Source organism: Myxococcus xanthus, assembly GCF_006402735.1.
GTDB lineage: Bacteria > Myxococcota > Myxococcia > Myxococcales > Myxococcaceae > Myxococcus > Myxococcus xanthus_A.
Window position 1 is genome coordinate 8785749 of record NZ_CP017174.1, and the last position, 21726, is coordinate 8807474.

The 21726-nt window shown below is 70.2% G+C and carries 21 protein-coding genes; 14 read left to right on the plus strand and 7 right to left on the minus strand.

Going from position 1 to position 21726, the window contains the following annotated elements; translation table 11 throughout:
- Window positions 1–2: 2 nt before the first annotated feature.
- Window positions 3–1196, plus strand: a complete 1194-nt coding sequence (locus BHS09_RS36235; protein WP_140795911.1) for an OmpP1/FadL family transporter — start codon at window positions 3–5, stop codon at window positions 1194–1196.
- An 84-nt stretch (window positions 1197–1280) separates the two neighbouring features.
- On the opposite strand, the gene BHS09_RS36240 is transcribed toward BHS09_RS36235, so the two are convergent.
- The 3 genes from BHS09_RS36240 to BHS09_RS36250 all read right to left on the minus strand — a co-directional run bounded on the left by BHS09_RS36240 (window position 1281) and on the right by BHS09_RS36250 (window position 4855).
- Complete coding sequence (locus BHS09_RS36240; protein ID WP_140800348.1) at window positions 1281–2498, minus strand: cyclic nucleotide-binding domain-containing protein; 1218 nt, start codon at window positions 2496–2498, stop codon at window positions 1281–1283.
- A 14-nt stretch (window positions 2499–2512) separates the two neighbouring features.
- Window positions 2513–3691: a cyclic nucleotide-binding domain-containing protein gene (locus tag BHS09_RS36245; RefSeq protein WP_174258998.1), complete on the minus strand. Its 1179-nt coding sequence runs from the start codon at window positions 3689–3691 to the stop codon at window positions 2513–2515.
- A gap of 123 nt (window positions 3692–3814) precedes the next feature.
- Window positions 3815–4855, minus strand: a complete 1041-nt coding sequence (locus tag BHS09_RS36250) for an aldo/keto reductase (protein WP_140796735.1) — start codon at window positions 4853–4855, stop codon at window positions 3815–3817.
- A 142-nt stretch (window positions 4856–4997) separates the two neighbouring features.
- Here BHS09_RS36250 and BHS09_RS36255 point away from each other — a divergent pair, with 142 nt between their 5' ends.
- The 8 genes from BHS09_RS36255 (at window position 4998) to BHS09_RS36295 (ending at window position 12786) form a co-directional block, all read left to right on the plus strand.
- On the plus strand, window positions 4998–6347 hold the full coding sequence (locus BHS09_RS36255) for a WD40/YVTN/BNR-like repeat-containing protein (RefSeq protein ID WP_140795914.1): 1350 nt from the start codon (window positions 4998–5000) through the stop codon (window positions 6345–6347).
- A gap of 7 nt (window positions 6348–6354) precedes the next feature.
- On the plus strand, window positions 6355–6990 hold the full coding sequence (locus BHS09_RS36260) for a hypothetical protein (protein ID WP_237080044.1): 636 nt from the start codon (window positions 6355–6357) through the stop codon (window positions 6988–6990).
- Window positions 6987–8237 (plus strand): YncE family protein, encoded by a 1251-nt coding sequence (locus tag BHS09_RS36265; protein WP_140800350.1) that lies wholly within the window; start codon window positions 6987–6989, stop codon window positions 8235–8237. The genes BHS09_RS36260 and BHS09_RS36265 overlap by 4 nt, the downstream gene beginning before the upstream one ends.
- Window positions 8234–8953 (plus strand): c-type cytochrome, encoded by a 720-nt coding sequence (locus BHS09_RS36270; RefSeq protein ID WP_140795917.1) that lies wholly within the window; start codon window positions 8234–8236, stop codon window positions 8951–8953. Before BHS09_RS36265 ends, BHS09_RS36270 begins: the two co-directional genes overlap by 4 nt.
- Window positions 8954–9110: 157 nt before the next feature.
- Entirely contained in the window at window positions 9111–10331 is a 1221-nt protein-coding gene (locus BHS09_RS36275; RefSeq protein ID WP_237080045.1) for a DUF1444 family protein, read from the plus strand.
- 17 nt (window positions 10332–10348) lie between these two features.
- On the plus strand, window positions 10349–10843 hold the full coding sequence (locus BHS09_RS36280; RefSeq protein ID WP_140800352.1) for an endonuclease V: 495 nt from the start codon (window positions 10349–10351) through the stop codon (window positions 10841–10843).
- Between the two features lie 118 nt (window positions 10844–10961).
- Window positions 10962–11765, plus strand: coding sequence for a hypothetical protein (locus BHS09_RS36285; RefSeq protein WP_140795919.1), 804 nt, complete (start codon window positions 10962–10964; stop codon window positions 11763–11765).
- Window positions 11766–12384: 619 nt separating this feature from the next.
- Window positions 12385–12786: a DUF2203 domain-containing protein gene (locus BHS09_RS36295; protein ID WP_174260618.1), complete on the plus strand. Its 402-nt coding sequence runs from the start codon at window positions 12385–12387 to the stop codon at window positions 12784–12786.
- On the opposite strand, the gene BHS09_RS36300 is transcribed toward BHS09_RS36295, so the two are convergent.
- Complete coding sequence (locus BHS09_RS36300; RefSeq protein WP_237080046.1) at window positions 12779–13408, minus strand: hypothetical protein; 630 nt, start codon at window positions 13406–13408, stop codon at window positions 12779–12781. The two genes, BHS09_RS36295 and BHS09_RS36300, sit on opposite strands and share 8 nt — an antisense overlap.
- Before the next feature lie 166 nt (window positions 13409–13574).
- Here BHS09_RS36300 and BHS09_RS36305 point away from each other — a divergent pair, with 166 nt between their 5' ends.
- Window positions 13575–14495, plus strand: coding sequence for an NmrA/HSCARG family protein (locus tag BHS09_RS36305; protein ID WP_140800355.1), 921 nt, complete (start codon window positions 13575–13577; stop codon window positions 14493–14495).
- Window positions 14496–14514: 19 nt separating this feature from the next.
- Window positions 14515–15207, plus strand: coding sequence for a putative periplasmic lipoprotein (locus BHS09_RS36310; RefSeq protein ID WP_140800356.1), 693 nt, complete (start codon window positions 14515–14517; stop codon window positions 15205–15207).
- A 30-nt stretch (window positions 15208–15237) separates the two neighbouring features.
- Here the strand turns inward: BHS09_RS36310 and BHS09_RS36315 are convergent, their stop codons facing one another.
- The gene (locus BHS09_RS36315; RefSeq protein WP_237077806.1) at window positions 15238–15531 is read right to left on the minus strand and encodes a YgaP-like transmembrane domain; all 294 of its coding nucleotides are present in this window, start codon (window positions 15529–15531) and stop codon (window positions 15238–15240) included.
- Window positions 15532–15774: 243 nt separating this feature from the next.
- On the opposite strand from BHS09_RS36315, the gene BHS09_RS36320 reads away from it, so the two are divergent.
- The gene (locus BHS09_RS36320) at window positions 15775–16017 is read left to right on the plus strand and encodes a DUF2171 domain-containing protein (protein ID WP_140800357.1); all 243 of its coding nucleotides are present in this window, start codon (window positions 15775–15777) and stop codon (window positions 16015–16017) included.
- A 4-nt stretch (window positions 16018–16021) separates the two neighbouring features.
- Here the strand turns inward: BHS09_RS36320 and BHS09_RS36325 are convergent, their stop codons facing one another.
- Together BHS09_RS36325 and BHS09_RS36330 are read right to left on the minus strand one after the other, a co-directional pair.
- The gene (locus BHS09_RS36325) at window positions 16022–17410 is read right to left on the minus strand and encodes an MFS transporter (protein WP_237080047.1); all 1389 of its coding nucleotides are present in this window, start codon (window positions 17408–17410) and stop codon (window positions 16022–16024) included.
- Window positions 17407–18369, minus strand: coding sequence for an ornithine cyclodeaminase family protein (locus BHS09_RS36330; RefSeq protein WP_140800358.1), 963 nt, complete (start codon window positions 18367–18369; stop codon window positions 17407–17409). Before BHS09_RS36330 ends, BHS09_RS36325 begins: the two co-directional genes overlap by 4 nt.
- A 232-nt stretch (window positions 18370–18601) precedes the next feature.
- Between BHS09_RS36330 and BHS09_RS36335 the strand changes: the two genes are divergently transcribed.
- Complete coding sequence (locus BHS09_RS36335; RefSeq protein ID WP_237080048.1) at window positions 18602–20647, plus strand: ATP-binding protein; 2046 nt, start codon at window positions 18602–18604, stop codon at window positions 20645–20647.
- A gap of 95 nt (window positions 20648–20742) precedes the next feature.
- Window positions 20743–21399: a peptide-methionine (S)-S-oxide reductase MsrA gene (msrA, locus tag BHS09_RS36340; RefSeq protein ID WP_140800360.1), complete on the plus strand. Its 657-nt coding sequence runs from the start codon at window positions 20743–20745 to the stop codon at window positions 21397–21399.
- Window positions 21400–21726: the final 327 nt, after the last annotated feature.

Consider the following 21726-nt stretch of genomic DNA (forward strand, 5'->3'; position numbering starts at 1 on the left):
ACATGAAGAAGACACTCTCCCTCATCACGTTGCTCGCCGCCGGGACGACCCAGGCCGCGGGCTTCCAGGTCAACACCCAGAGCGCCCGCTCCTCGGGCATGGCCAACGCGGCGGCGGCGTGGCTGGATGACTCGTCCGCCATCTACTCCAACGCGGCCAACATCCTGGGCGTGGAGAAGCTGGACATCACCGCGGGCGTCACCGGCATCCTCCCCAGCCTGCAGTTCACCCCCACGGGTGGCTCGGTGCAGGGGCAGAAGACGACGCTGTCTCCGCCGCCGCACGTGTTCGCCGTGTACAAAATCACGGACTCGCTGGCGGCCGGCGTGGGCTTCTACACGCCGTTCGGCGCGAGCAGCCGGTGGAAAGACGACTTCGTGGGCCGCTTCCGCGCCCAGGAGTCCGGGCTGTCCATCTACAACATCAACCCCACGGTGGCGTACCAGGTGCACGACCGCTTCCGCGTGGGCGCGGGCCTGAACATCACCCGCGGCACGCTGGAGATTAAGCGCGCGCTGGGATTCGTCACCAGCGAAGGCCAGGTGCACCTGGGCGGCGCGGGCTGGGGCCTCGGCTTCAACGCCGGTGTCCAGGCCGTGGTGGTCCCCAAGCTCGTGACGTTGGGCGTGCAGTACCGCAGCCCCATCAGCATGACGTTCAAGGGCGACGCGGACTTCCGGGACGTGCCGCCGGCCTTCCAGGGCCGTCTGCCGGACACCCGCGTGGAGGGTGACGTCAAGCTGCCGCAGTCGGTGGTGGCGGGCATCGCCGTCACGCCGCTGGACCGCCTGACGATTGCGTTCGACGCCAACTGGGTGGGCTGGTCCAGCTTCCCGGAGCTCGCCATCGAGTTCCCGGACAACCCGGCCATCAACAACCCGCTGCCGAAGAACTGGCGCTCGACGTGGAACTTCCACCTGGGCGGTGAGTACGGCATCACCGACGCGCTGCAGGTGCGCGCCGGCGTGCTGCTGGACCCGGCGCCCAGCCCGGATGACACGCTGACGCCGGACCTGCCGGACGCGGACCGCTTCGGCGTGTCGGCGGGCGTGGGCTACAGCTTCGGCGCCGTGCGCGTCGACGCGGCCTACCAGTTCGTCAACCTGTCCGACAAGAACAGCACCGCGCCGGGCATGACGGGTACCTACAATGGCACGGCCCAGGTGTTCGGCCTGACGCTCGGCTACTCCATGTAGTCTTCCGGCACCGTCCGGACCTCACCGCGCCCGGGTCTCCTCACGGAGGCCCGGGCGTTGTGTTTCCAGCGCCAGCCCTTCGCTTCAGACGCGCAGGTCTCCGTCGTGCAACACCCGCCCGGAGGCCAGCGCCTGCGCCGTGCGCTGGAGCCGCTCCGTGCCCATGCGCATCAACTGGCCCTTGAGGCCCGGCTGGCTGAGCAGGTGCTTCTGGAAGGCGTCGCGCTCCAGCCGCAGCACCACGCCCGCCACGTCCGCGCGCACCGTGGCGGACACCGGCTTGTCCAGCAGCAGGGAGATTTCACCGAAGACGTCGCCCTCGCGCAGCGCGGACAGCGCCACGCGCCGTCCATGAGGCTGCTCCAACCACGGCGTGCAGCGCCCACGCAGCAGCACGTAGAAGGCGTCTCCCGGCTGGCCCTGCGTCATCAGCGCCTCGCCCGCGGCGAAGGAGCGCAGCTCGAAGTCGCGCGACACCGCGGCCTTCTGCGCGGGCGACAGCTGATTGAAGAGCGGGTTGCTGCGCAGCAGGTTCTCCACCATCCGCCGCCGGTAGAAGGCGTCCACCACCGCCGTCACGTCCGGGTGCCGCGCCGCCACCGCTTCCATGTGCTGGCGCGTGAGCTCCAACAGCACCGCGCGCTCGGTGGCCACCACGGTGGCCAGCCGGGGCCCCTCGGAGATGAGCGCCAGCTCCCCGAAGAAGTCCCCGGGCGTCACGGTGCCCACGCTCCGCCGTTGGCCGTCCTCCAGCGCGCGCACCACGTCCGCGAGGCCCTCCACCAGGGCGAACATGGAGGCGCCCGGCGTCCCCTCCTCCACCACCGTCTGTCCCGGAAAGAAGGCGCGCACCTGGAGCACCTCGAGCAGCGCGACGAAGGTCTCCCGGCTCACCTGCGAGAGGATGGGCAGCCCGGTGGCACCCTCCACCGCGACCTGCGCCCGGCTGGCATCCACGGGCACCGCTGTCCCCGGCGGCAGGGCGAAGCGCTCCGCCAGCACGCGCGCGGTCCGCACCAGCGCGGCGTGGGACGCGCCCAGCCGGGGCAGGGCCACGCACGCGGCCACCGCGCGCAGGGGCTGGCCCGCCTTCGTCCAGGCCAGCGCGGCCTCCTGGTACGCGGCGGCGGCGTCCGCGGGACGGCTGAGCCACTCCAGCAACTCCGCCATCTTCTGACGCACCTCCGCGTCGTCCGGCGCGTCCTTCACCACACCCTGGTACTCCGCCAGGGCCTCCTCCAGCTTTCCCTCGCTGGCGAGCTGGACGGCCCGCTGCCTGTCCGCGCCGTGCACGTGCGCCATGGCCGTCTCCCCTGCTACGCGCTGAGCGCGCGCACGCGCTCCGCGAGCTTTTCCGTGAAGAGGCGGAGGATGCGCAGCGCGGCCGCCTCGTGCGTGTCCAGGTAGTGCTGGAAGTCCACGCGCGTCACCCGCAGCGCCCGCACGTCCGTGCGCGCGCACACCTGCGCGGACGTGTCTCCGTCCAGGATGAGGGAGACTTCGCCGATGAAGGCCCCAGGCCCCAGCGTGTTGAGCAACCGGGCGCCGGGCTCCGGACCGACGAGCACGTCCACCGTCCCCTCCAGCAGCACCAGCAGCCCCGAGCCGGGCGCGCCCTTCTCCAGCACCGTGGCCCCTTGCGCGAACTGCACCGGCCGCGCCAACTGGTAGAGGTCCTTCATGTCCACCAGGGACAGCTCGCCGAAGAGGGGAATGGCCTTGAGGTATTCATAGCCGTCCGGCGGAGGAGGCGGCGCGCGGGCGGGCTCCACCGACGGGCCACCATTCAGGTTCAGGTGACGCAGCAGCCGCGTGTGCTCCGCCTGGAGCGCGATGTCCCCCCGAAGCTCCGGCTCCTGGAGCGCATCCGCCAGCAGCACCAGCGCCCGCCACGAATCCCCCTGCGCATCCAGCAGTGCGCTCATCCGCAGCACCGCCTCACGCCGCGCCACCGCGATGTCCGGGGACACGGCACGCAGGGACTCCAGCTCCGCGTGCGGGTTGCCCAGCTCGCGGTACACCGCAGCGGCCTCCATGGGACGGCGCAGCCGGGTGAGACAACGGGCCATGGCCTCGCGTGCTTGCAGCGACTCGTACAGCGACAGCGCCCGCTCCAGCGCGCCGCCGCGCTCGAAGGCCGCCGCCGCCCGGGCCGGTTCACCCGCGCGCAGCCACGCCTCCGCGGCCAGGAGCAGCGCGCCCGCCTGCTCATGGAGTTGTGCGACGTCGGCCGCGGCGCCATCCACCTCCAGCACCCGCGCGGCACCAGCGAAGTCACGCGCCCGCCGCAGCACCGACACCAGCGTGGCGCGAGCGGACGCGGACACGCGCGAGGACTCCTCCAGCACGACGCCCCGCTGCGACGCCGCCAGGGCCTCGTAGGTGCGGACAGCCACGTCCACCGTCCCCTGCGCCACCGCCTCCCAGAAGGGCCGCGTGCCCGTGCTGGCGGGCAGCTCGTCACCGTGCCCCGACTCCACCGTGGAACGCGCCATGCCGTGAACTCCCCCAGGCACCCCTGGGCCCACCCCCTGGGCTCTCCACGTGCCGGACTGAGCGCCGTGCGTAGCAGACCCCATGCAGGGAGGCGAGCGTCCTCGCGAGGCGCCAGGCCAGGCTCAGTCCACCTTCGTGGGGAACGGGTTTCGCTCGGCGAAGCCGAGCTGGTGCCAGTACGGGTAGGTGGGCGTCACCGCGCTGGCCGCGTCGAGCCGGGCCACCTGGTCAGGGGAGAGGTTCCACCCCACCGCGCCCAGGTTCTGCCGGAGCTGCTCCTCGTTGCGCGCGCCGATGACGATGGTGGACACGGAGGGGCGCTGGAGCAGCCAGTTGATGGCGACCTGAGGCACCGTCTTCCCCGTCTCCGCGGCGACGGCATCGAGCGCGTCCACCACGCGGAAGAGGTACTCCTCGGAGAGAGGCGGCGCCCCCTGGGCATTGAGCGAGGACTGCATGCGGGAGCCTTCGGGCCGGGGCTGTCCCCGGCGAATCTTCCCCGTCAGCCGCGCCCAGCCCAGCGGGCTCCACACCACGGTGCCCACCTTCTGGTCCAGGGCGAGGGGCATCAGCTCCCACTCGAACTCCCGGCTCACCAGCGAGTAGTAGGCCTGGTGCGCCACGTGCCGCGCGAGGCCGTACTTCTCCGAGGTGGCGAGCGACTTCATCAGGTGCCAGCCGGAGAAGTTCGACGCGCCGATGTAGCGAATCTTCCCGGCGCGCACGAGGTCGTCGAGCGCCCGCAGCGCCTCCTCGACGGGCGTGAGCGCGTCGAAGGCGTGCAACTGGTAGAGGTCGATGTAGTCGGTGCCCAGCCGCTTCAGGCTGGCCTCCACCGCGCGGGTGATGTGGAAGCGCGAGGAGCCCACGTCGTTCGGCCCTTCGCCCGAGCGGAAGGTGCCCTTGGTGGAGAGGATGACCTTCTCCCGGCGGCCGGCGATGGCCTTGCCGAGAATCTCCTCCGCCAGGCCGCTCGAGTAGTTGTCCGCGCTGTCGAACATGTTCAGCCCGGCCTCCAGGCTGATGTCCACCAGGCGCGTGGCCTCCCCGACCCCGCTGCTGCCCCACACCTTGAAGAAGTCCCCCTGGCCTCCAAAGGTTCCCGTCCCGAGCGTCAACACTGGAACCTTGAAGCCAGAGCCGCCGAGCTGCCGATATTCCATTCCCATAGAGGGGCCTCCAGGTAACGGGCGAGCCCCAGACGCTCAATCGGAATGCGCATCCCGGGGCGCGATTCCTCCCGGTATGTTCCAACGCGGTGAACGTTAACGTGGGGGCCGGCACGTTCTCCCGGAGTCCATTGGAATGAAGTCGCGCATCACGGTTGCCTGGAGCACCGTCGCGTCCCTCCTGGCCTTGCTGCCTGGAATGGCGGCGCATGCCCACGCGGGCCTCCCGGAGACGTCCAACGTCACTCTCCGACGAGGCCACCCCCAGGACTTCTTCTCCGGGACGACGTTCGGCGCGGTCATCTCCCGCGACAGCGGAAAGACGTGGCGATGGGTGTGTCCGGATGCCATGGGGTATGGCGGATGGCGCCCGGAGGCCTACCTGTGGCGGGAAACCGGCGACATCCTCGCCGCCACTGGCAGCGCGCTGCTGCACTCCCCGGACGCGGGCTGTTCCTGGCGCACGCACCCCTTCTTCAAGTCGACCTGGGTGACGGGGCTGGCGGCCCACCCCACCGATGACCGCGTCTTCCATGCCGTCACCGGACGGCCCGGCATCGCCAATGGCGTGTACCGCTCAGACGACGGCGGAGAGACGTGGACCGCCACGCCGCTGCTGCGCACGGGGCTGGAGCTGAACGCGGTCCGCGTGTCCCCGGTGGACCCCCGCCGCCTCTACGTGTCGGGCGTCTCCAACAACCAGATGGTGGTGCTGCGCAGCGACGACGCGGGCGACACCTGGCAGGAGTTCCCCCATGCGCTCCCGGAGCTGCTGCGGCCCTACGCGCTGACGGTGGTGGCGGTGGACCCCGTCGCCGTGGACGTGGTGTGGGTGCGCGTGTCCGCCCAGGGCTACACGCACCTGCTGCGCAGCGAGGACGGAGGCCGCACGCTGACGCAGGTGACGGTGCTGGATGACACGTTCATCAACATGGACCTGTCCTCCGACGGCGGCACCGCCTGGGTGGGCACCCTCAACTACTTCTTCATGGGCGCCAGCACCGGCCCGCTGGAGAAGCAGCCCCTGCCCACCGGCAACGCGTGCGTGCTGCGCGACGGCGAGACGCTCTACGGCTGCGGCTCCACCTGGCTGCACGACTGGGCCCTGGCGCGCAGCACGGACCAGGGCCGCACCTGGGAGCACATCTTCGCGCTGTACGAAATCCAGGGCACGCAGCTGTGCCCGCGCGGAACCCCTGTGCGGGACCTCTGCCCTGCCCGCTGGCCGCAGCTCGCGGAGCAACTGGGCGCTCCGCTCTACCCGGATGGTGGCGTGGAGGAACCGCCGCCGCCGGATGCGGGCACGCCCGACGCGGGGACCCCGGACGCGGGCGCGGCCGACGCGGGGCAACAGCCGCCCGAGCAGCGCCCACCCGAGCCGAAGTCCGGTGGCTGCGCCGCCGCCGCGGGCCCCGCCCTGCCCCTGCTGTTGCTGCTGTCCTCCCTCCTCCCGAGGCGCCGTGGCCCACGGCGTCCACATCGATAGGCTTCTGATGACACTCCCGATTCGAAAGTGGCGGTGGGCCCCCTGCGCGGCCGCGCTGCTGGTGCTGGGCACCGCCTGCGACGGCGAGGACGCGCCACGGGACGAAGCGTGCGGCGAACCGCTCTACGGCGGCGATGCCACCGACGAGGCGTGGCGCACCTTCGTCGACGCGCAAGGCCGGCCCACCGACAGCTCCCAGGCGGTGACGCTGGAGTCCCCCGTCCCGGGCCAGACCTATGCGTTGGACGCGGCGCCGCCCACGTGGCGTTGGACGTCTCCGCTGGCCTCCTGGCTTCCGTCCCACGCGCCGCGCACGCCCGCCCGCCCGCGAGAGACGCCCCGCGCCATGATGGCGTGGCTGGGCAACCTGCTGCTGCCGTCCGCCCAGGCGCATCTTCCGCCCGTCACCGGCGACTTCTACTGGGTGCAGGTCACCGTGCCCGGGCGGCGGTGTCCGGTGGAGCTGCTGACGTCGAACATGGAGTGGCAGCTCGACGCGGCGACATGGGACGTGCTGCGTGCCGCCTCGGGTCAGGACCTCCGCGTCCAGGTGACCAGCGCCTACCTGGTCCAGAACCGGTTGCGTGAAGGTCCGTATCGCCTGGAGTCACCACACACCATCCGCATGGAGGATTCACGATGAACCACCGGGCACCGTGGTGGATGCCGGCGCTGGCGCTGCTGATGACCGGCTGTAATGAGAACTCGGCGCGGGTGGTGGGCGTGACGCCGCCGGAAGGGCTGGACTACGCGCACGAGGAGCCCTGGGCGGAAGGAACGTTCATTCCACCGCCGGGCCCCGGCGGACGCATCCTGGTCACCAACAGTCTGGACGACACGCTCAGTCTGGTGGAGCTGAACACCGTGGGCACGCCGGGCTTCCGTGAGCTGGCGCGCGTGCCGGTGGGGCTCAACCCGGTGGAGCTGGAAGGACCGCACCACACCGCCGTGTCGCCCGCGGGGGACTTCTATTACGTCGGCATCTCCAACTACGTGCCAGGAGGTGGCTCGGGGCCGCACGGCGCCCACGGCACGGGCGCGGATGACGGCTACTGCCTGAAGCTGGACGCGCGCAACAACCGGCTCGTGGGCTCGGCGCGTGTGAATCCCAATCCCGGCGACGTCATCATCAGCGCGGATGGGAACACGCTGTACCAGACGCACTTCGACACGCTGAAGATTGCCGAGATGGCACGCCAGGGCCGCCCCGAGTCGGACATGAACGCGAACCTGGCCATCATTGACGCGCGGACCATGACCCGGAAGGCCATGGTGGAGGTGTGCCCCGCGCCTCACGCGGTGCGCCTGTCCGCGGACGAGCGCACGGCCTATATCGCCTGCTGGTCGGACGAGGTGGCCATCGTCGACCTCGCGGAGGCGGACACGCCGGTGACGCGGGTGAAGGTGGCGGCGGGCTCGGGCGGCGCGGTGGCGCCCCGGCACCAGCCCTACGCGCTGACCCAGTCCCCCACCACGGGTGAGGTCTGGGTCAGCTCCATGGCCAGCCGGCAGGTGCACGTGCTCAATCCCCAGACGCGCACCATGATACCCGAGCGCGCCGTGCCGCTGCGCGGGCCGCCGATGTTCGGCGCCTTCACCGCGGACGGGCGCACGCTATACATGCCCTACCAGTTGGTGGACGCGCTGGCCGTCATCGACCCGGAGACGGGCACCGTGCTGCGCGAGGTGCAGCTGGCGGACGCCGGCTGTCTCAACGTGCATCAAGTCACGCTGACACCCGACGAGCGCATAGGCCTGGTCGTCTGCGAAGGCGACCACGTGGGGCCGGGCACGCTGCACGCGGTGGACCTGACGGAAGGCACGGTGATGGGCACGGTGGAGGTGGGCATCTTCCCGGACTCGGTGAGCATCCTGCGGGGGCAGCCATGAAGCGCGCGGCCTGGGGTGTGGTGGCACTGGCCCTGGTGCTGACCGGCTGCGACGACGGCGGCGATGGCCGCGTGCCGGCGGCGGAGTACGGCGAGGTGCTGTTCAACGACTCGCGGCTGTCGGAGAGCGGCTTCAACAGCTTCTCGTGCGCGACGTGCCACGCGACGACGCCCACTGCACCCACGGGGCGGATGGACTCCGGCTACACGCTGTATGACTCTGCGTTCCGGGAGAGCTGGTGGGGCGGCTTCGAGACGCGCCTGCTGGACGCGGTGAACTTCTGCTACGTGAACTTCATGCGGGGCGTGACGCCGCTGCCGAAGGACTCGCCGCAGAGCCGGGCGTTGTACGAGTACCTGGTGAGCATCAGCCCGAGCCCGTCCGCGCCGGCCCGTCCCTTCACGGTGGTGAAGGACATCGTCGAAGTCACGCGCGGTGACGTGACGCGTGGACAGCAGGTCTACATGGAGGCCTGCCAGAGCTGCCACGGCGCGCCCCACACCGGCGCGGGCCGGCTGACCGAGCTGGCGTCGATTCTACCGGAGGTGACGAACGACTACGACGAGCTGTTCCCCGGCGTGCCCAAGTCACTGGTCGTCATCGAGAAGGTGCGGCACGGCCAGTTCTTCGGTGTCGGGGGCAACATGCCGCTCTACAGCCTGGAGACCCTGTCTGACGAGGACCTGGGCGCATTGCTCGCATTCCTGGCTTTGTGACGAGGCATGCGTGTTCCGGTGGAGCCCACGGGCCACCGGACATAACCTCGCCGCGAACACACACGTGGGAGCGAGCATGGGGTTCTGGGGCAGGCTTTTCGGGAGGAAGACACCAACGGCCGCCGAGGTTCCTCCCGGCCCCTCCAAGGAATGGGCGGTGGAGCCGCGCGAGGCACTGATGCGGCAGGTGGAGGCCCTGCTGCGCGCCGACCCGGCGGTGGAGAAGGTGGAGCGGCGCACGCAGGACTACGGGCTCGACATCACCCGCGCCGGAAGTGACGGCACCTTCTTCCTGGACAACCTCTACGCGGACACGCGCGAGCTGCCGCCCGACCAGCGCGTCCAGCTCATCCAGCGCTACCTGCGCGCGCTGTGGCAGGAGTCGCCGGATTCGCTCCACTGGGAGCAGGCCCGCGAGTTGCTCCTGCCCGTGCTGCGCGCGTCCACCTTCGGAATGTCGTTGCAGAAGCAGGCAGAGGCGGACCGGGAGATGGTGGGGCGGCGGACGCTGCCTTTCCTGCGCGAGCTGCTGGTGATGGACCTGCCGGAGTCCGCCATGTTCGTCCAGCGCCGGCACCTGGAGACCTGGGGCGTGACCGAGGAAGAAGCCTTCACTGCGGCCCACGCGAACCTGGCCCGGCTTCCGGACGAAGGCGTGGAGCTCTACGACGAGGAGCATGGCCCGCTGTGGACGGTGGAGACGCGCGACACCTACGAGACGTCCCGGCTGCTGCGCCCGGGGTTCCTCGCGTCCTTCGCCGGGCGCGTGGAAGGTCGGCCCATCGCCATCCTCCCGGAGCGCTCCACGCTGCTCATCGGTGGAGACGCGCGCCCGGAGCTGGTGGCGCGTCTGAGCGAGAGCGCCGAGCGGGAGTACGCGGCCGCGTCCCGGTGCCTGACGCCCGCCCTGTACACGGTGGACGACGCGGGACGCGTGGTGCCCTATGTGCACCCCGGGCAGGACGTGCTGGCGAACCGGGTGCGGCTGGCCCACGTCCGCCTGGCGCTGGCGGAGTACAGCGCACAGAAGGAGGAGCTCGACGAGCTCCATGAGGCACAGGAGGTCGACCTGTTCGTCGCCAGCTACAGCGCGACGGCGCGCAAGCGAGACGAGTTCCCCATCTCCTGGTGTGTCTGGGCGCATGACGTGGACGCCCTGCTGCCGGAGGCGGACATGGTCGCCGTGTCTCCCGCGGCGGAGGGCAAGGATTTCTTCACCGTTCCGTGGCAGGAAGTGCAGCGCATCGCAGGCAGTTGTTTCACGCGGGTGCCGGAGCTGTGGCCGCCGCGCTACCGCACCACGGAGAAGCCGTCCCCGGAAATGGTGGAGCAACTTCGCGCCGCGCAGGTCTCCTTCGAGGACTTCCAGTCGCCCTGAGTCGGGAGGACAGCACGATGCTCGCTTGCGTGGACGTGGACTACCGCCCCGAACTCACCGTGGCCGCGTGCGTGCTGTTCCGAAACTGGGCGGATGCGAACGAGGCCTCGCACCTGGTGGAGCATGGGCCCGCCGCCGAACCCTACGAGCCCGGGCAGTTCTACCGCCGTGAGCTGCCGCACCTGCTCCGGGTGCTGGCACGGGTGGAGGTGCCACTGGAGGCCATCATCGTGGATGGCTATGTGTGGCTCGGCGAGGACCGGCCCGGGTTGGGGGCGCACCTGTACGAAGCGCTCAACCGGGAGGTACCCGTCATTGGAGTGGCGAAGACGGCCTATGTCACCACGGGGCCCTCTGTGCCCGTGCTGAGGGGGAAGAGCCTGCGGCCGCTGTTCGTCGGAGCGGCGGGCATGGACGCGGCCACGGCGGCGGAGCACATCCGGCGAATGCATGGGGCATCTCGCACGCCCACGATGCTGAACCGGGTGGACCGGCTCTGCCGCATGTCCTGAGCGGGGCGGCGGCGAAGCTAAACCCCCGACATTTCCGAACAGCGACCTCCTCCTCTTCGCCCGGGGAGCGACCATCCTCCTGGAATCCTCGCGCCGGGAGGCTTACCTTTGACGGCGGATGGCCTCGCACCCGACCTCACAGCTGGGCTTGTTCGACACGGCGGCGCCCGAGCGCGCGGACGTGGAGACGGAGCCGCGCGCGAGCACCGGGGTGCAGAGCCGGCTCCCCGCACGGGAGGAAGCACTCCCGCTGGCCGCGGACCTCGCGCGACGGTTGTCTTCGATTCTCGGCGTGCCGGTGCATCTGCGGCTCACGGACAACCGGGCCACGCTGGTGAGCTTCCGCCGGGGAGAAGAAGGCCTGCGACTGCGCGTGCATCACCTCTTCCTGGGAGCACCGGACGCGGTGGTGCAAGCCATGGCGGCGTATGCGGGCCGAGCGGATGCGCAGGCGGGCGAGGCGCTAGAGGCCTACGCGCACGAGCACAACGAGCGGGTCCGCCGGGAGCGGCGGCCGGGGAAGCCTCTGCGCACTCGGGGCCGCTGCTTCGACTTGCAAGCCGTCTTCGCCCGGCTCAACGCGAGTTGGTTCGATAGCCGGGTGCAAGTGGACGTGGGGTGGGCGCGCAAGCCGGCCGGCACGAAGCGGCGCAGCATCCACGTGGGCGGCTACGACGCGCGGTTGAGGGAGATTCGAATCCATCCAGCGCTGGACCGGCCGCATGTGCCCGCGTTCGTGGTGGACTACCTCGTCTTCCACGCGATGTTGCACGCGGACCTCGACGACGGCACGAGCAACGAGGGGCGCTGTGCGCCGGAGCACACGCCGGCCTTCCGCGAGCGCGAAGCCTTGTTCCCGCTGCGTGACACAGCCCAGCGCTGGCTGGGTGACAACCACGCGTCCCTGCTGCGCGGCCGATAGCGAGGAGGTGGCTCGCGCGGGCCACGCGACTTCTGCACGGAGAGAATGACCCACGTGGCCGTATCCACGGCGTAGACAATGGGAACGTCCGACAGGGGCGGTCCTTCCATGTCGCGGCAGGCGCCCGGCCGGGCTGAGAAGCTGACGAAGACCACGGCCTTCGCCCCAGGAACAGCTGTCACGTCGTAAGACTGGCGCTGGGAGGCACACGCCTCCGTGGGAGTAGCGCCTCGACGCGGCTGTGCGCCCAGCGGGAGAAAGTCCTCCATGGCGAACGCGACGGCAGCGGCAATCGCTCCTGGCAAGACGTGCTGCCCATCGGTGGGAAGCACAACGGGAAATCGGTAGCGAGCCGCTTCTTCGGGCGGCACCTTCGCGGGCCGAGGCGCCCGCGACAACACACAGCCCGAAAGCAACACCAAGCAGGGCGGAACGAATAGCCAATATTCAATCTGCGACCCTATGAACCTTGACCGCATTCCCATACACATATGACGCCCATCGATAGCGCAGGTTTGTCCCCGCGTGACACAGCCCAGCGCTGAATGGGCGACAGGCTGACGCCCCCGCGCGCCGGGACAGTAGCGGCCGTGGGCCATACCGATGCATGCTCGGGGGGATGCGCTACTTCAGCGTGGAAGAAGCCAACCGGCTGGTGCCGCTGTTGACGCGCACCTTCGAACGGGTCCGCCCGTGGGTGGAGCGTGCCCAGCAGCTCGCAGATGAGCTGGGCGCCGCGCCCATCCCCAGCGCCCCGAGCCTGGCCTCCCTGCGCGACGAGCGCGACACCCTCCTCGAGCGCATCCGCGGCGAGCTCCTCCAGCTCCAGGAGATGGGCCTCGAAATCAAGGGCGCGGACGGCCTCGTGGACTTCCGCGCCCATCGGGGCGGTGAGCAAGTCTATCTGTGCTGGCGCTTCGGAGACCCCGCCGTCTCCCACTGGCACGCCCTACTCGACGGCTTCTCGGGACGGCGCCCCATCGAAAGCCCGGACGACTTCGCCCCCACGTACCTCAGCTAGCCGCCCCGCCGCCGAAGCTCTTCTGCAACAGCGACATCTTGTTCCGCGCCGACAACAGCTGCTGACGCAGTGAGTCCGCCTGCCGGGCCACGTCGAGGAACGCCTGTTCCTCCGCGGCCTGCGCCAGCGAATGGGCCTCGTCCGCGACCAGGGACATCCGCTCCTGGAGCGCCTGGAAGGTCCCCGCCAGCGCGGCGTTCTCCTCCGGCGCCTTCGCCGCCTGCCGCTGCTGCGCGAACTGCTGCATCTGCACGTTCAGCTCGCCCGCGTTCTGTCCCAACGCGCCGTAACGCACGAGCAGGTCCTTGAAGACCTCGGTGCGCCGCTGGAGTTCCTGCGCACGCAGGTGGATGGCCTCGGCCTGCGCCTGCTGCCGATCTCTCACCTTCGAGATGGCCCCCACCAGCGCCGTCACCCGTCCCCGGAGCTGCTCGTCCAAATCCGCCAGCCCCTGCAGCATCGCCGACGCGCGCTCCAGATGCTTCTCGGATTGAAGTGGCGCCTTCTCGAGCTGTTCGGCCTGGGACTCGAAGCGCGCCAACTCCACGTCGAGTGCCCGGGCGGCCGCCACCAGTTCGGAGTCCTGAAGCTTGTCACGCTTGCTCATCGTGGGCAGGACCATGACATTTCCCAAGAGAAGGCGCCGCACCCAAGCAGGCGCCCCAGGCCGCCTGCTGGCCCGGCCGCCCGGCAACCCCTGGCCGTGAGGCTCGATGCGCCCACAGTGTGCTCGCCAGCGGCGTCCGTCATCCCCAACTTCCGGACATCTGACGTCACGAGGTGCATACATGCCCATGGGTTTCTCACGCTCCGTGCTCGTTACCGGCGCCACTGGCCAACAGGGCGGTGCCGTCGCACGGAAGCTCTTGCAGCGCGGCCACCGCGTCACCGCCTTCATCCACCACCCGGACTCTCCCGCCGCCCGGGAGCTCGAGTCGCTCGGCGCCGAGCTGGTCGTCGGGGACTACGACGACCTGGACTCCATCGCCCAAGCGGCCCAGGACATGGACACCATGTTCGCCACCGCCACGCCCTTTGGCCCGGGCGGCGTGCAAGCGGAGGTCCGCCACGGGAAGAACCTGGCGGACGCGGCCCGGCTCGCGCGCGTACAGCACTACGTCTACTCGTCGGTGGCCGGAGCGGACCGCCTGACGGGCATCCCCCACTTCGACAGCAAGCACCGCATCGAGATGCACGTGCGCGGCAGCGGCCTGCCCTACACCATCCTCGGGCCCACCTTCTTCATGGAGAACTTCACCAGCGGCATGTTCGAAGAGGGGCTGAAGGCGGGCGTGCTCGCCATGGGCCTGTCGCCCACGCGCGGCCTGCAGATGGTGGCCCTGGAGGACCTCGCGGCCTTCTCCGTCCGCGTCATGGAGGAGCCGGAGCGCTTCGAGGAACAACGCATCGAGGTGGCCTCCGACGAGGTGACGGGTCAGCAGGCCGCCGGGCTGCTGTCCATGGTGAGCGGTCACCGCATCCACTACGAGCAGCTTCCCCTGGACTACATCCGCGAGCGCAGCGAGGACCTTGCCGCCATGTACGAGTGGCTGGACCGCAAGGGCTACCAGGCGGACGTCCTCACGCTGCGGCACCGCTTCCCGGAGGTCCGCTGGCACACCTTCGAGGACTGGGCGCGCGGACAGGACTGGAGCGCCCTGACTTCTCCCGCGTGGCCCCATGCCGCCGCGGAGCCCGTATCCCCCTGAGCCCCTGAGGAGAATGCCCATGCGAGCCCTCATGCCCACCGCGGCGGCACTGTTCATCCTGACGGGTTGCGCGGCGGAGACCCAGCTGCGCCCCTCGCCGGGCGCCCAGGTCCTCCAGAGCGATGCGAACGCCGCGAAGGCGGCGACGGACGGCATCGTCCTGGTCGCGGACGGCACGGCATGGAAGGGCACACCGAAGAACCTGGAGCTCAGCCTCACGCCCGTCTTCGTTCAATTGGAGAACCGCGGCCAGCGCCCCCTGCGCGTCAAGTACGGCGTCTTCTCGCTCGTGGGCACGCAGTCGCGCTTCCGCTACGCGGCGCTGGCACCGCTGTCGTTGGGGGACACCGTCATCTCGGGACAGGAGGGCACGGGAGGCTCGGGGGCCGCGCTGGGCTTCTCATCGGGCTGGGGCTACGGGCGCTACCGGCCGTTTGGCGGCTTCGGCGTGGGCTCGTACATGGGCCCGTACTACCCAGACCCGTACTACGCCGGCTACCAGTGCCGCGAACCCCTGCCCACGCGGGACATGCTGCAGAAGGCCTTGCCGGAGGGAACGCTCGAGCCCGGTGGCCGCATGTCGGGCTTCCTCTACTTCCAGGGCGTGGGCTCGCGAGAAGGCCAGGTGGTGCTCCAGGCCCGGCTCGTGGACGCGGAGAGCGGCGAGCCGTTGGGCACGCTCGACATCCCCTTCCAGGTCCGCAAGGGCTGAGCCCCAAGGCCCGGCGCGGCGGGCCTCTGCTCAGTGAAGCGTCGGCGAGGTGTCCCGCATGGACACGCGAGGGAAGCCTTCCAACAACGACGCCTCGTCGGACACACCCAGCTCGCGCCGCAGCGTCGGGCCGTCCATGGGCAGGCCAAAGAGCGCCGCCGTGGGCACCCAGTCCAGGGCCGCGGCCACCAGGGGCCCCAGGCCCACGAGCGCCACCGCCGCGCCTCGCGACGTCCCTGTCGCCAGTCCGCCCACCACCATCCCAGCGCCCGTCACGATGCGGAGCCACCGCCCCGGCCGCGACGCCAAGAAACCAACGACCATATGCACCTCCCAGGGGCGAAGATGGCCACGTCCTGGCGGGCGGCCACCCGGGCCAGAGCCCCGCACGGGTGGAACGCCGGGCAGCCAGGCAGGCACCCACGGGCGCCCTGACCGGGCGCCTGCCCGCCGAGCGTCTCACGCGGGCTTCACCGGTGCGGTGCCCCGCCTGTCCGCTGCCAGCTTGCGGGGTGAAAGCCAGCTTTCGCGCACGGGGCTCCACGGACCGCCCTGGGGGAGGCAACCATGTTTAGTCGTTCGGAAATCCACAAGGGGATGAAGGTGCGCGGAAACGACGGGCACGTTCTCGGACGCATCATCGAGATGACAGGGGATGAACTCATCGTGGAGAAGGGCCTCATCCGCCGGCATGACTTCGCGGTGTCCCTGACGGACGTGCGTGAAGTCGTGGGTGGAGAAGTCGTGCTCAACCACGGGCGGGACAGCCTCTTCTCCGCGCCCCGGGAAGTCCCGCCCACGAAGCACTGACGGCTCAGACGCCGCGGCTCGCGTCCGGCGCGCCCTCCGGGGCCGAGGTGACCTCCGGTGCACCGTCGCCGCGCCATCCGGCACGGGCCTCCGCCTCGCGGGCCGCGCGTCGCCCCGCGGCCACGTCCACCCGGGACAGCACCGCCGCGCCCGACACGAAGAAGAAGAGCAGGGACAGCACCGCCTGCCGGCTGGAGCCCGTCAGCTCCACCGTGGCCGCGAACACCAGCGGGCCCGCCACCGCCGTGACTTTCTCGAAGACGCTGAAGAGGCCGAAGAACTCCGCCGCCCTGTCCCGGGGCACCATCTGCGCGAAGAGCGAACGGCTCAAGGCCTGACTGCCGCCCTGCACCATGCCCACCAGCAACGCGAGCGCGAAGAAGTGCACCGGCGTGCGCATGAAGTAGCCCAGGAACGTCACCCCCACGTACACCGACAGGGCGAACATCAGCGCGCGCTTCACCCCCACCCGTCCCGCGGCGCGCCCGAACAGCACCGCGCACGGCACACCCACCACCTGCGTCAGCAGCAACGCACCAATCAGCGCGCCCCGGCCAATGCCCAGCTCCGTCCCGTACAGCGTGGACAAGCGGATGATGGTGCCGATGCCGTCGCTGTAGAGCAGATAGGCCACCAGCAACAGAAAGGCCTGACGGTGCTGGCGCAGCCCGCCCAGCGTGCCCGCCAGCTGCGTGAAGATGCCGCGCAGGGACAGCGGGGGACGTTGGACGGACACGTCCGGTTTTGGTTCGGGGATGCGCCGGAAGAGGGGCACCGAGAAGATGGCCCACCACACCGCCACGGAGGCGAAGGCCACGCGCGACGCGGCCCCCGCGTCCGCCAGTCCGAACCACTGGGGCTTCATCAACAGCACCAGCTGCGCGGCCAGCAGCAGACCGCCGCCCAGATAGCCCAGCGCGTAGCCCGCGGTGGACACACGGTCCAGCTCATCATCCCGGGCGATGTGCCGCAGGAGCGCGTCCGCGAAGACGATGCTGCCCGTCACGCCCACGTTGCCCAGCCCGAAGAGCAGCAGACCCCACTCCCAGTCACCCGGGCCCACCGTGGCCAGCGCCAGCGTGGACACCATGCCCAGGCCCGCGAAGATGCCCAGCATGTGCTTGATGCGTCCGGCCCGGTCGCTCAGCGCGCCCAGCACCGGTGACAGCACCGCCACCACGCTCAGCGCCACCGCGGTGGCGGTGGCGAAGCGGCTGGTGGCCACCTCGCGCGGCAGTCCCTCCGCCGCCACGGAGGCGTAGTAGAGCGGGAACACCACCGTGACGACGGTGGTGATGAAGGCCGAGTTCGCCCAGTCGTACATCGCCCACGCGCGCAGCGCGGGCCGCGTCAGGCCGATGCGACACAGGAGCCCCAGCACCAGACGCCTCATGCGCCGAAGTCCACCCCGCCCACTGCGTCGTCGCCCTGGACCGACTGGTAGACGTGCCAGGCCGCCGCCAGGTCCTGGAAGGGCAGTCCTACCGCCGCGAAGACGGTGACGTCCTCCGCGGACGTGCGCCCGGGCTTCAGGCCGGCCAACACCTCGCCCAGCTCCGCGTGGATGGACTCCTCACCCAGCCCCACCGCGCCCGCGGCGCCGGTGGACACCGCCAGGCCCCGGTGGTCGACGATGAACCGCGACTGACGCAGCAGCTCCGCGGACAGCTCGGCCTTGCCCGGCTCGTCCGCGCCCAGCGCGATGATGTGCGTGCCCGGCCGCACCATGCCGGGGTGCAGGAAGGGGTGACGGCTCCACGTCGCCGTCACGATGATGTCCGCGTCGGAGACGGCCTCCTCCATGGACTCCGCCATCCGCACCGGCAGGTTCAACTCCTGGTACATGCGCGTGGCGAAGGCGAGCGAGCGCTCCGGCGCCGTGTCGAACACCCGCACGTGCGTCAGCGAGCGCACCAGCCGCAACGACTTGAGCTGCAGCACCGCCTGCCGGCCCGCGCCAATGAGCGCCACCCGGCTCGCGTCCGGCCGCGCCAGCACGTCCGCCGACAGCGCGCCCACCACGCCCGTGCGCACCGCAGTCAGGTGGCCGGCGTCCATCACCGCCATCACCTCGCCGGTAGCGACGTCGTGCAGGTGCACCACGCCTCGAATCGCCGGCGACTGGCCGGGGAACTTCGCGTGCACCTTCACGGAGTAGGCGGGGATGGAGGGCAGGCTGCCAGGGAACAGCACCAGGGCGGTGCCCTCGGCGTGGAGGGGGGCCCGGGCGCGCTGCGGTGCCACGGTGCGTGCCAGGGCGTCGGTGCGGAAGGCCTCGCGCATGTCCTCCAGCAAGAGAGGAGCCTGCAGGTTGCGGGAGACGTCGGAGCGGGTCAGCAGGAGCGTGCGCATCTTACAGACACCCTAACCGAGCCCGTGCGGGCCCACAGCTCCACAGCGCATGGACACGGTGGCAAGCGCCCGAAGTTGGACGTCCGAGCGGACGGTGCGCCGCAGTGCCGCCCGTGGTGGCGTCCACCGGGCCCGCCTCCAGCGACGGTGGGACGAGGCACGCAGGCGCCATCGTCCCCAGAATGGAGGTGAACGGCGGGGTGGGCGGCCCCAGGGCCTCGGGAGGCCAGTGATGCTGGAGACAGAGTCACGCACAGCGGGCGACAAGGAGGCCTCCGGGGCTCGGACGCTCAAGGCGGCGGAGTTCCTGCGCGCCCACCAGGAGGAGGTGCTGGAGGACTGGCAGCGGGCCATGCGAGCGTTTCACGTGGGACACGCGGCGCAGCCTTCGTGGCTGCTGGACCACATGCCCCAGTTGCTCAACATGCTCGCGGACCTCATCGACCACGGCCCGGACGAAATCCTCACCACGGTGCCGGACGAGCACGCGATGTCCCGGCTGGACGCCGGCTTCGACCTGGGCCAGGTGGCGTCCGAGTACGCGCTCCTGCGCAAGTGCATCCTCCACAGGATGGAAGCCGAAGCGGCCTACCCCGCGCCGGGCGAGTTGGAGCGGATGGAGGACGCGCTGGACCGGATTGTCACCCGGACGGTGACGTCCTTCTCCCAGGGGCGGCAGCGCATCCTCCAGGCCCTGGACCGGATGACGCAGGCCGCGCTGGACAGCCCTTCCATGGCCAGCCTCCCCTCGCGGCTGCTCACCGTCCTGGTGGAGTCTGCGCTCTCGGTCGACTCGGCGGCGTTCGTGCTGGTGGAAGGCGACGCGCTGGTGGTGCGCGCCGCGGTGGGCCTGGGCGCGGACGAGGCGCTCGGCGTGTCGCTGGAGCGGGAGGAAGGATTCGTGGGCGAGGTGCTCCGCCAGCGTCAGCCCCTGACGCTGCGCTCAGCGTCCACGGACCCTCGCGTGACACTGCCCACGCTGAAGCAGGAAGGGCTGCGCGCCGTGTACGGCGTGCCCCTGCTGGATGGCGACCAACTCCTGGGCATGGCGTACATGTGCTCGCGCACCGCCTTCGTCTTCTCCGAACCGGACGCCCTCTTGTTCCGGACCATGGCGCAGCGAGCCACCGCGCACCTGGTGCAGGCCCGGCTCCGGGCCCGCGAGCGCCAGGCCCACGCGGACGCCCAGCGCTCGCTGGCGCAACTGGACGCGCTGCTGGCCTCCACACCTCTGGGCATCGCCCAGTTGGACCGGGAGTTGCGCTTCGTGCGCATCAACCAGGCCATGGCGGACATCGACGGCCACTCGCCGGAAGCCCACCTGGGCCGCCGCTTCCAGGAGATGGCCCCCGTGACGGCCGTGGCCACGTTCGAGCCCATGTTCCGCCGCATGATTGAGACAGGTGAACCCGTGGACGCCGTCGAGTTCACCATCCCTGGAGATGCCCGGACCTTCCAGGCCAGCGTCCACCCGGTCCGCACGCCCGACCAAGGGGTGCTGGGCTTGAGCTGCACGGTGGTGGATGTCTCCCACCACAAGCGGGCGGAGGCCGTACTCCAGCGGGCGGTGGACTTCCGGGAACAACTCATGGCGGTGTTGGGACACGACCTGCGCAACCCACTCAACGCCATCAACGCCTCGGCCTTCCAGCTCACGCGGTCCGAGGACCTGACTCCACCCGAGCGTCGCGCCGTGGACCGCATCCGCAAGGCCACCGCGCGCATGGGGCGCATGATTACGGACATCCTCGACTTCGCCCGCACCCGCCTGGGCGGGGGGCTTCCCGTGGCCCGCCAGCCCATGGACTTCGTGGAGGTATGCCAGGCGACGCTGGAGGAGCTCCGGGTCAGCGCCCCGGAGCGCTCGCTGGTGTTCGAGGCGCACGGAGACACCCGGGGGAACTGGGACCCGGACCGGGTATCGCAGGTGCTGGGCAATCTGGTGGCCAACGCCCTCCAGCATGGCCAGGAAGACAGACCGGTGTGTGTCACGGTGCGCGGAGAGGCGCGTGAGGTGGTGCTGGAGGTCCACAACACCGGCGAGCCGATTGCGTCCGAGCTGATGCCGCGCCTGTTCGACCCGTTCAAGAGCATGCCCGCAACCGCGCCACCGCAGGACGTCGCGAGGAAGAAGCGCAGCCTGGGCCTGGGCCTCTACATCGTCAGCCAGATTGTCGGCGCACACGGGGGGCACGTGGAGGTCCGCTCCAACCGAGACCAGGGCACCACCTTCACCGTCCACTGGCCCCGCACCCTCACGACGCTCGGGGGCGCATGAAGCAGCGCGGCAGGCGGGACGGCCTGCCACCCTCTGCCTGCACGCCGGCCCCTTCTGGGGGTGAATCGCGCACGCCGGGCCGCTATGCCTAGGGCATGTTCTTCAATCCGACCAAGAAGCCGAGGATTCCGACCCCGGAGGAAGCACTGCCGGGCCGCTCGGACGTGATGCCCGTCCCGGAGAAGCACGAGGTGCTGGGCACACCCATCAAGGGCCCCGTGCCGGAAGGCCTGGAGGAGGTCTACTTCGGCCTGGGATGTTTCTGGGGCGCGGAGCGGAAGTTCTACCAGACGACTGGCGTGTACAGCACGGCGGTGGGATACGCCGGAGGCCTGACGCCCAACCCCACCTACCGCGAGGTGTGCAGCGGTCTCACCGGACACAACGAGGTCGTCCGCGTCGTCTTCGACCCGAAGAAGGTGTCCTTCGAGCAGCTCCTGCGCGTCTTCTGGGAGAGCCATGACCCGACGCAGGGCATGCGCCAGGGCAACGACGTGGGCACGCAGTACCGCTCCGGCATCTACTTCACCAGCGAAGCCCAGCAGCGCGCCGCCGTGGCGAGCCGTGACGCGTACCAGAAGGCGCTGGCGGCCCGGGGCTTCGACGCCATCACCACCGAGCTGCTCCCCGCTCCGCCCTTCTATTACGCCGAGGACTACCACCAGCAGTACCTGGAGAAGAACCCGGGTGGCTACTGCGGCCTGGGCGGCACCGGCGTGAGCTGCCCGGTGGGCGTGGGCGTCAACGCCTGAAGCCGGACGCCGACGTGCGCGGGCGCGTGTGGGGACTCCATGCGCCCGCCTTTCCGGCATGCAGTCCAATCCCAGACAAAGACATCACAAAAGACGCGTGTGACGGGAGCCGTGGGCCCCAGGTCGCACACCAGTCTTTCTTGACTTGATGCATTATCCGGCCTCTGTTTGACTTTGTTGCAATGCCGAAGGAATAGAATAGACGTCAGAAAGGAAAGGACCGCTCGGACGCCATTCATCGTCGCTGCGTGCTGGTTCACCCCCTCCCCCACTTTCTCCAACGGTCCACTTTTCCCCATGCGTGTGCCGATTTCCCGTGTGCAGGGC

Excerpts from the sequence above, each read along its gene's own strand:
- BHS09_RS36235 (WP_140795911.1), top strand. The coding sequence starts at position 3 with ATGAAGAAGACACTCTCCCTCATCACGTTGCTCGCCGCCGGGACGACC.
- BHS09_RS36295 (WP_174260618.1), top strand. The coding sequence starts at position 12,385 with ATGCGCTACTTCAGCGTGGAAGAAGCCAACCGGCTGGTGCCGCTGTTG.
- BHS09_RS36310 (WP_140800356.1), top strand. The coding sequence starts at position 14,515 with ATGCGAGCCCTCATGCCCACCGCGGCGGCACTGTTCATCCTGACGGGT.
- BHS09_RS36265 (WP_140800350.1), top strand. The coding sequence starts at position 6,987 with ATGAACCACCGGGCACCGTGGTGGATGCCGGCGCTGGCGCTGCTGATG.
- BHS09_RS36315 (WP_237077806.1), bottom strand. The coding sequence starts at position 15,531 with ATGGTCGTTGGTTTCTTGGCGTCGCGGCCGGGGCGGTGGCTCCGCATC.
- BHS09_RS36280 (WP_140800352.1), top strand. The coding sequence starts at position 10,349 with ATGCTCGCTTGCGTGGACGTGGACTACCGCCCCGAACTCACCGTGGCC.
- BHS09_RS36305 (WP_140800355.1), top strand. The coding sequence starts at position 13,575 with ATGCCCATGGGTTTCTCACGCTCCGTGCTCGTTACCGGCGCCACTGGC.
- BHS09_RS36250 (WP_140796735.1), bottom strand. The coding sequence starts at position 4,855 with ATGGAATATCGGCAGCTCGGCGGCTCTGGCTTCAAGGTTCCAGTGTTG.
- BHS09_RS36285 (WP_140795919.1), top strand. The coding sequence starts at position 10,962 with ATGGCCTCGCACCCGACCTCACAGCTGGGCTTGTTCGACACGGCGGCG.
- BHS09_RS36325 (WP_237080047.1), bottom strand. The coding sequence starts at position 17,410 with ATGAGGCGTCTGGTGCTGGGGCTCCTGTGTCGCATCGGCCTGACGCGG.
- BHS09_RS36260 (WP_237080044.1), top strand. The coding sequence starts at position 6,355 with ATGACACTCCCGATTCGAAAGTGGCGGTGGGCCCCCTGCGCGGCCGCG.
- BHS09_RS36245 (WP_174258998.1), bottom strand. The coding sequence starts at position 3,691 with ATGGCGCGTTCCACGGTGGAGTCGGGGCACGGTGACGAGCTGCCCGCC.
- BHS09_RS36335 (WP_237080048.1), top strand. The coding sequence starts at position 18,602 with ATGCTGGAGACAGAGTCACGCACAGCGGGCGACAAGGAGGCCTCCGGG.
- msrA (WP_140800360.1), top strand. The coding sequence starts at position 20,743 with ATGTTCTTCAATCCGACCAAGAAGCCGAGGATTCCGACCCCGGAGGAA.
- BHS09_RS36255 (WP_140795914.1), top strand. The coding sequence starts at position 4,998 with ATGAAGTCGCGCATCACGGTTGCCTGGAGCACCGTCGCGTCCCTCCTG.
- BHS09_RS36300 (WP_237080046.1), bottom strand. The coding sequence starts at position 13,408 with ATGGTCCTGCCCACGATGAGCAAGCGTGACAAGCTTCAGGACTCCGAA.
- BHS09_RS36270 (WP_140795917.1), top strand. The coding sequence starts at position 8,234 with ATGAAGCGCGCGGCCTGGGGTGTGGTGGCACTGGCCCTGGTGCTGACC.
- BHS09_RS36240 (WP_140800348.1), bottom strand. The coding sequence starts at position 2,498 with ATGGCGCACGTGCACGGCGCGGACAGGCAGCGGGCCGTCCAGCTCGCC.
- BHS09_RS36330 (WP_140800358.1), bottom strand. The coding sequence starts at position 18,369 with ATGCGCACGCTCCTGCTGACCCGCTCCGACGTCTCCCGCAACCTGCAG.
- BHS09_RS36320 (WP_140800357.1), top strand. The coding sequence starts at position 15,775 with ATGTTTAGTCGTTCGGAAATCCACAAGGGGATGAAGGTGCGCGGAAAC.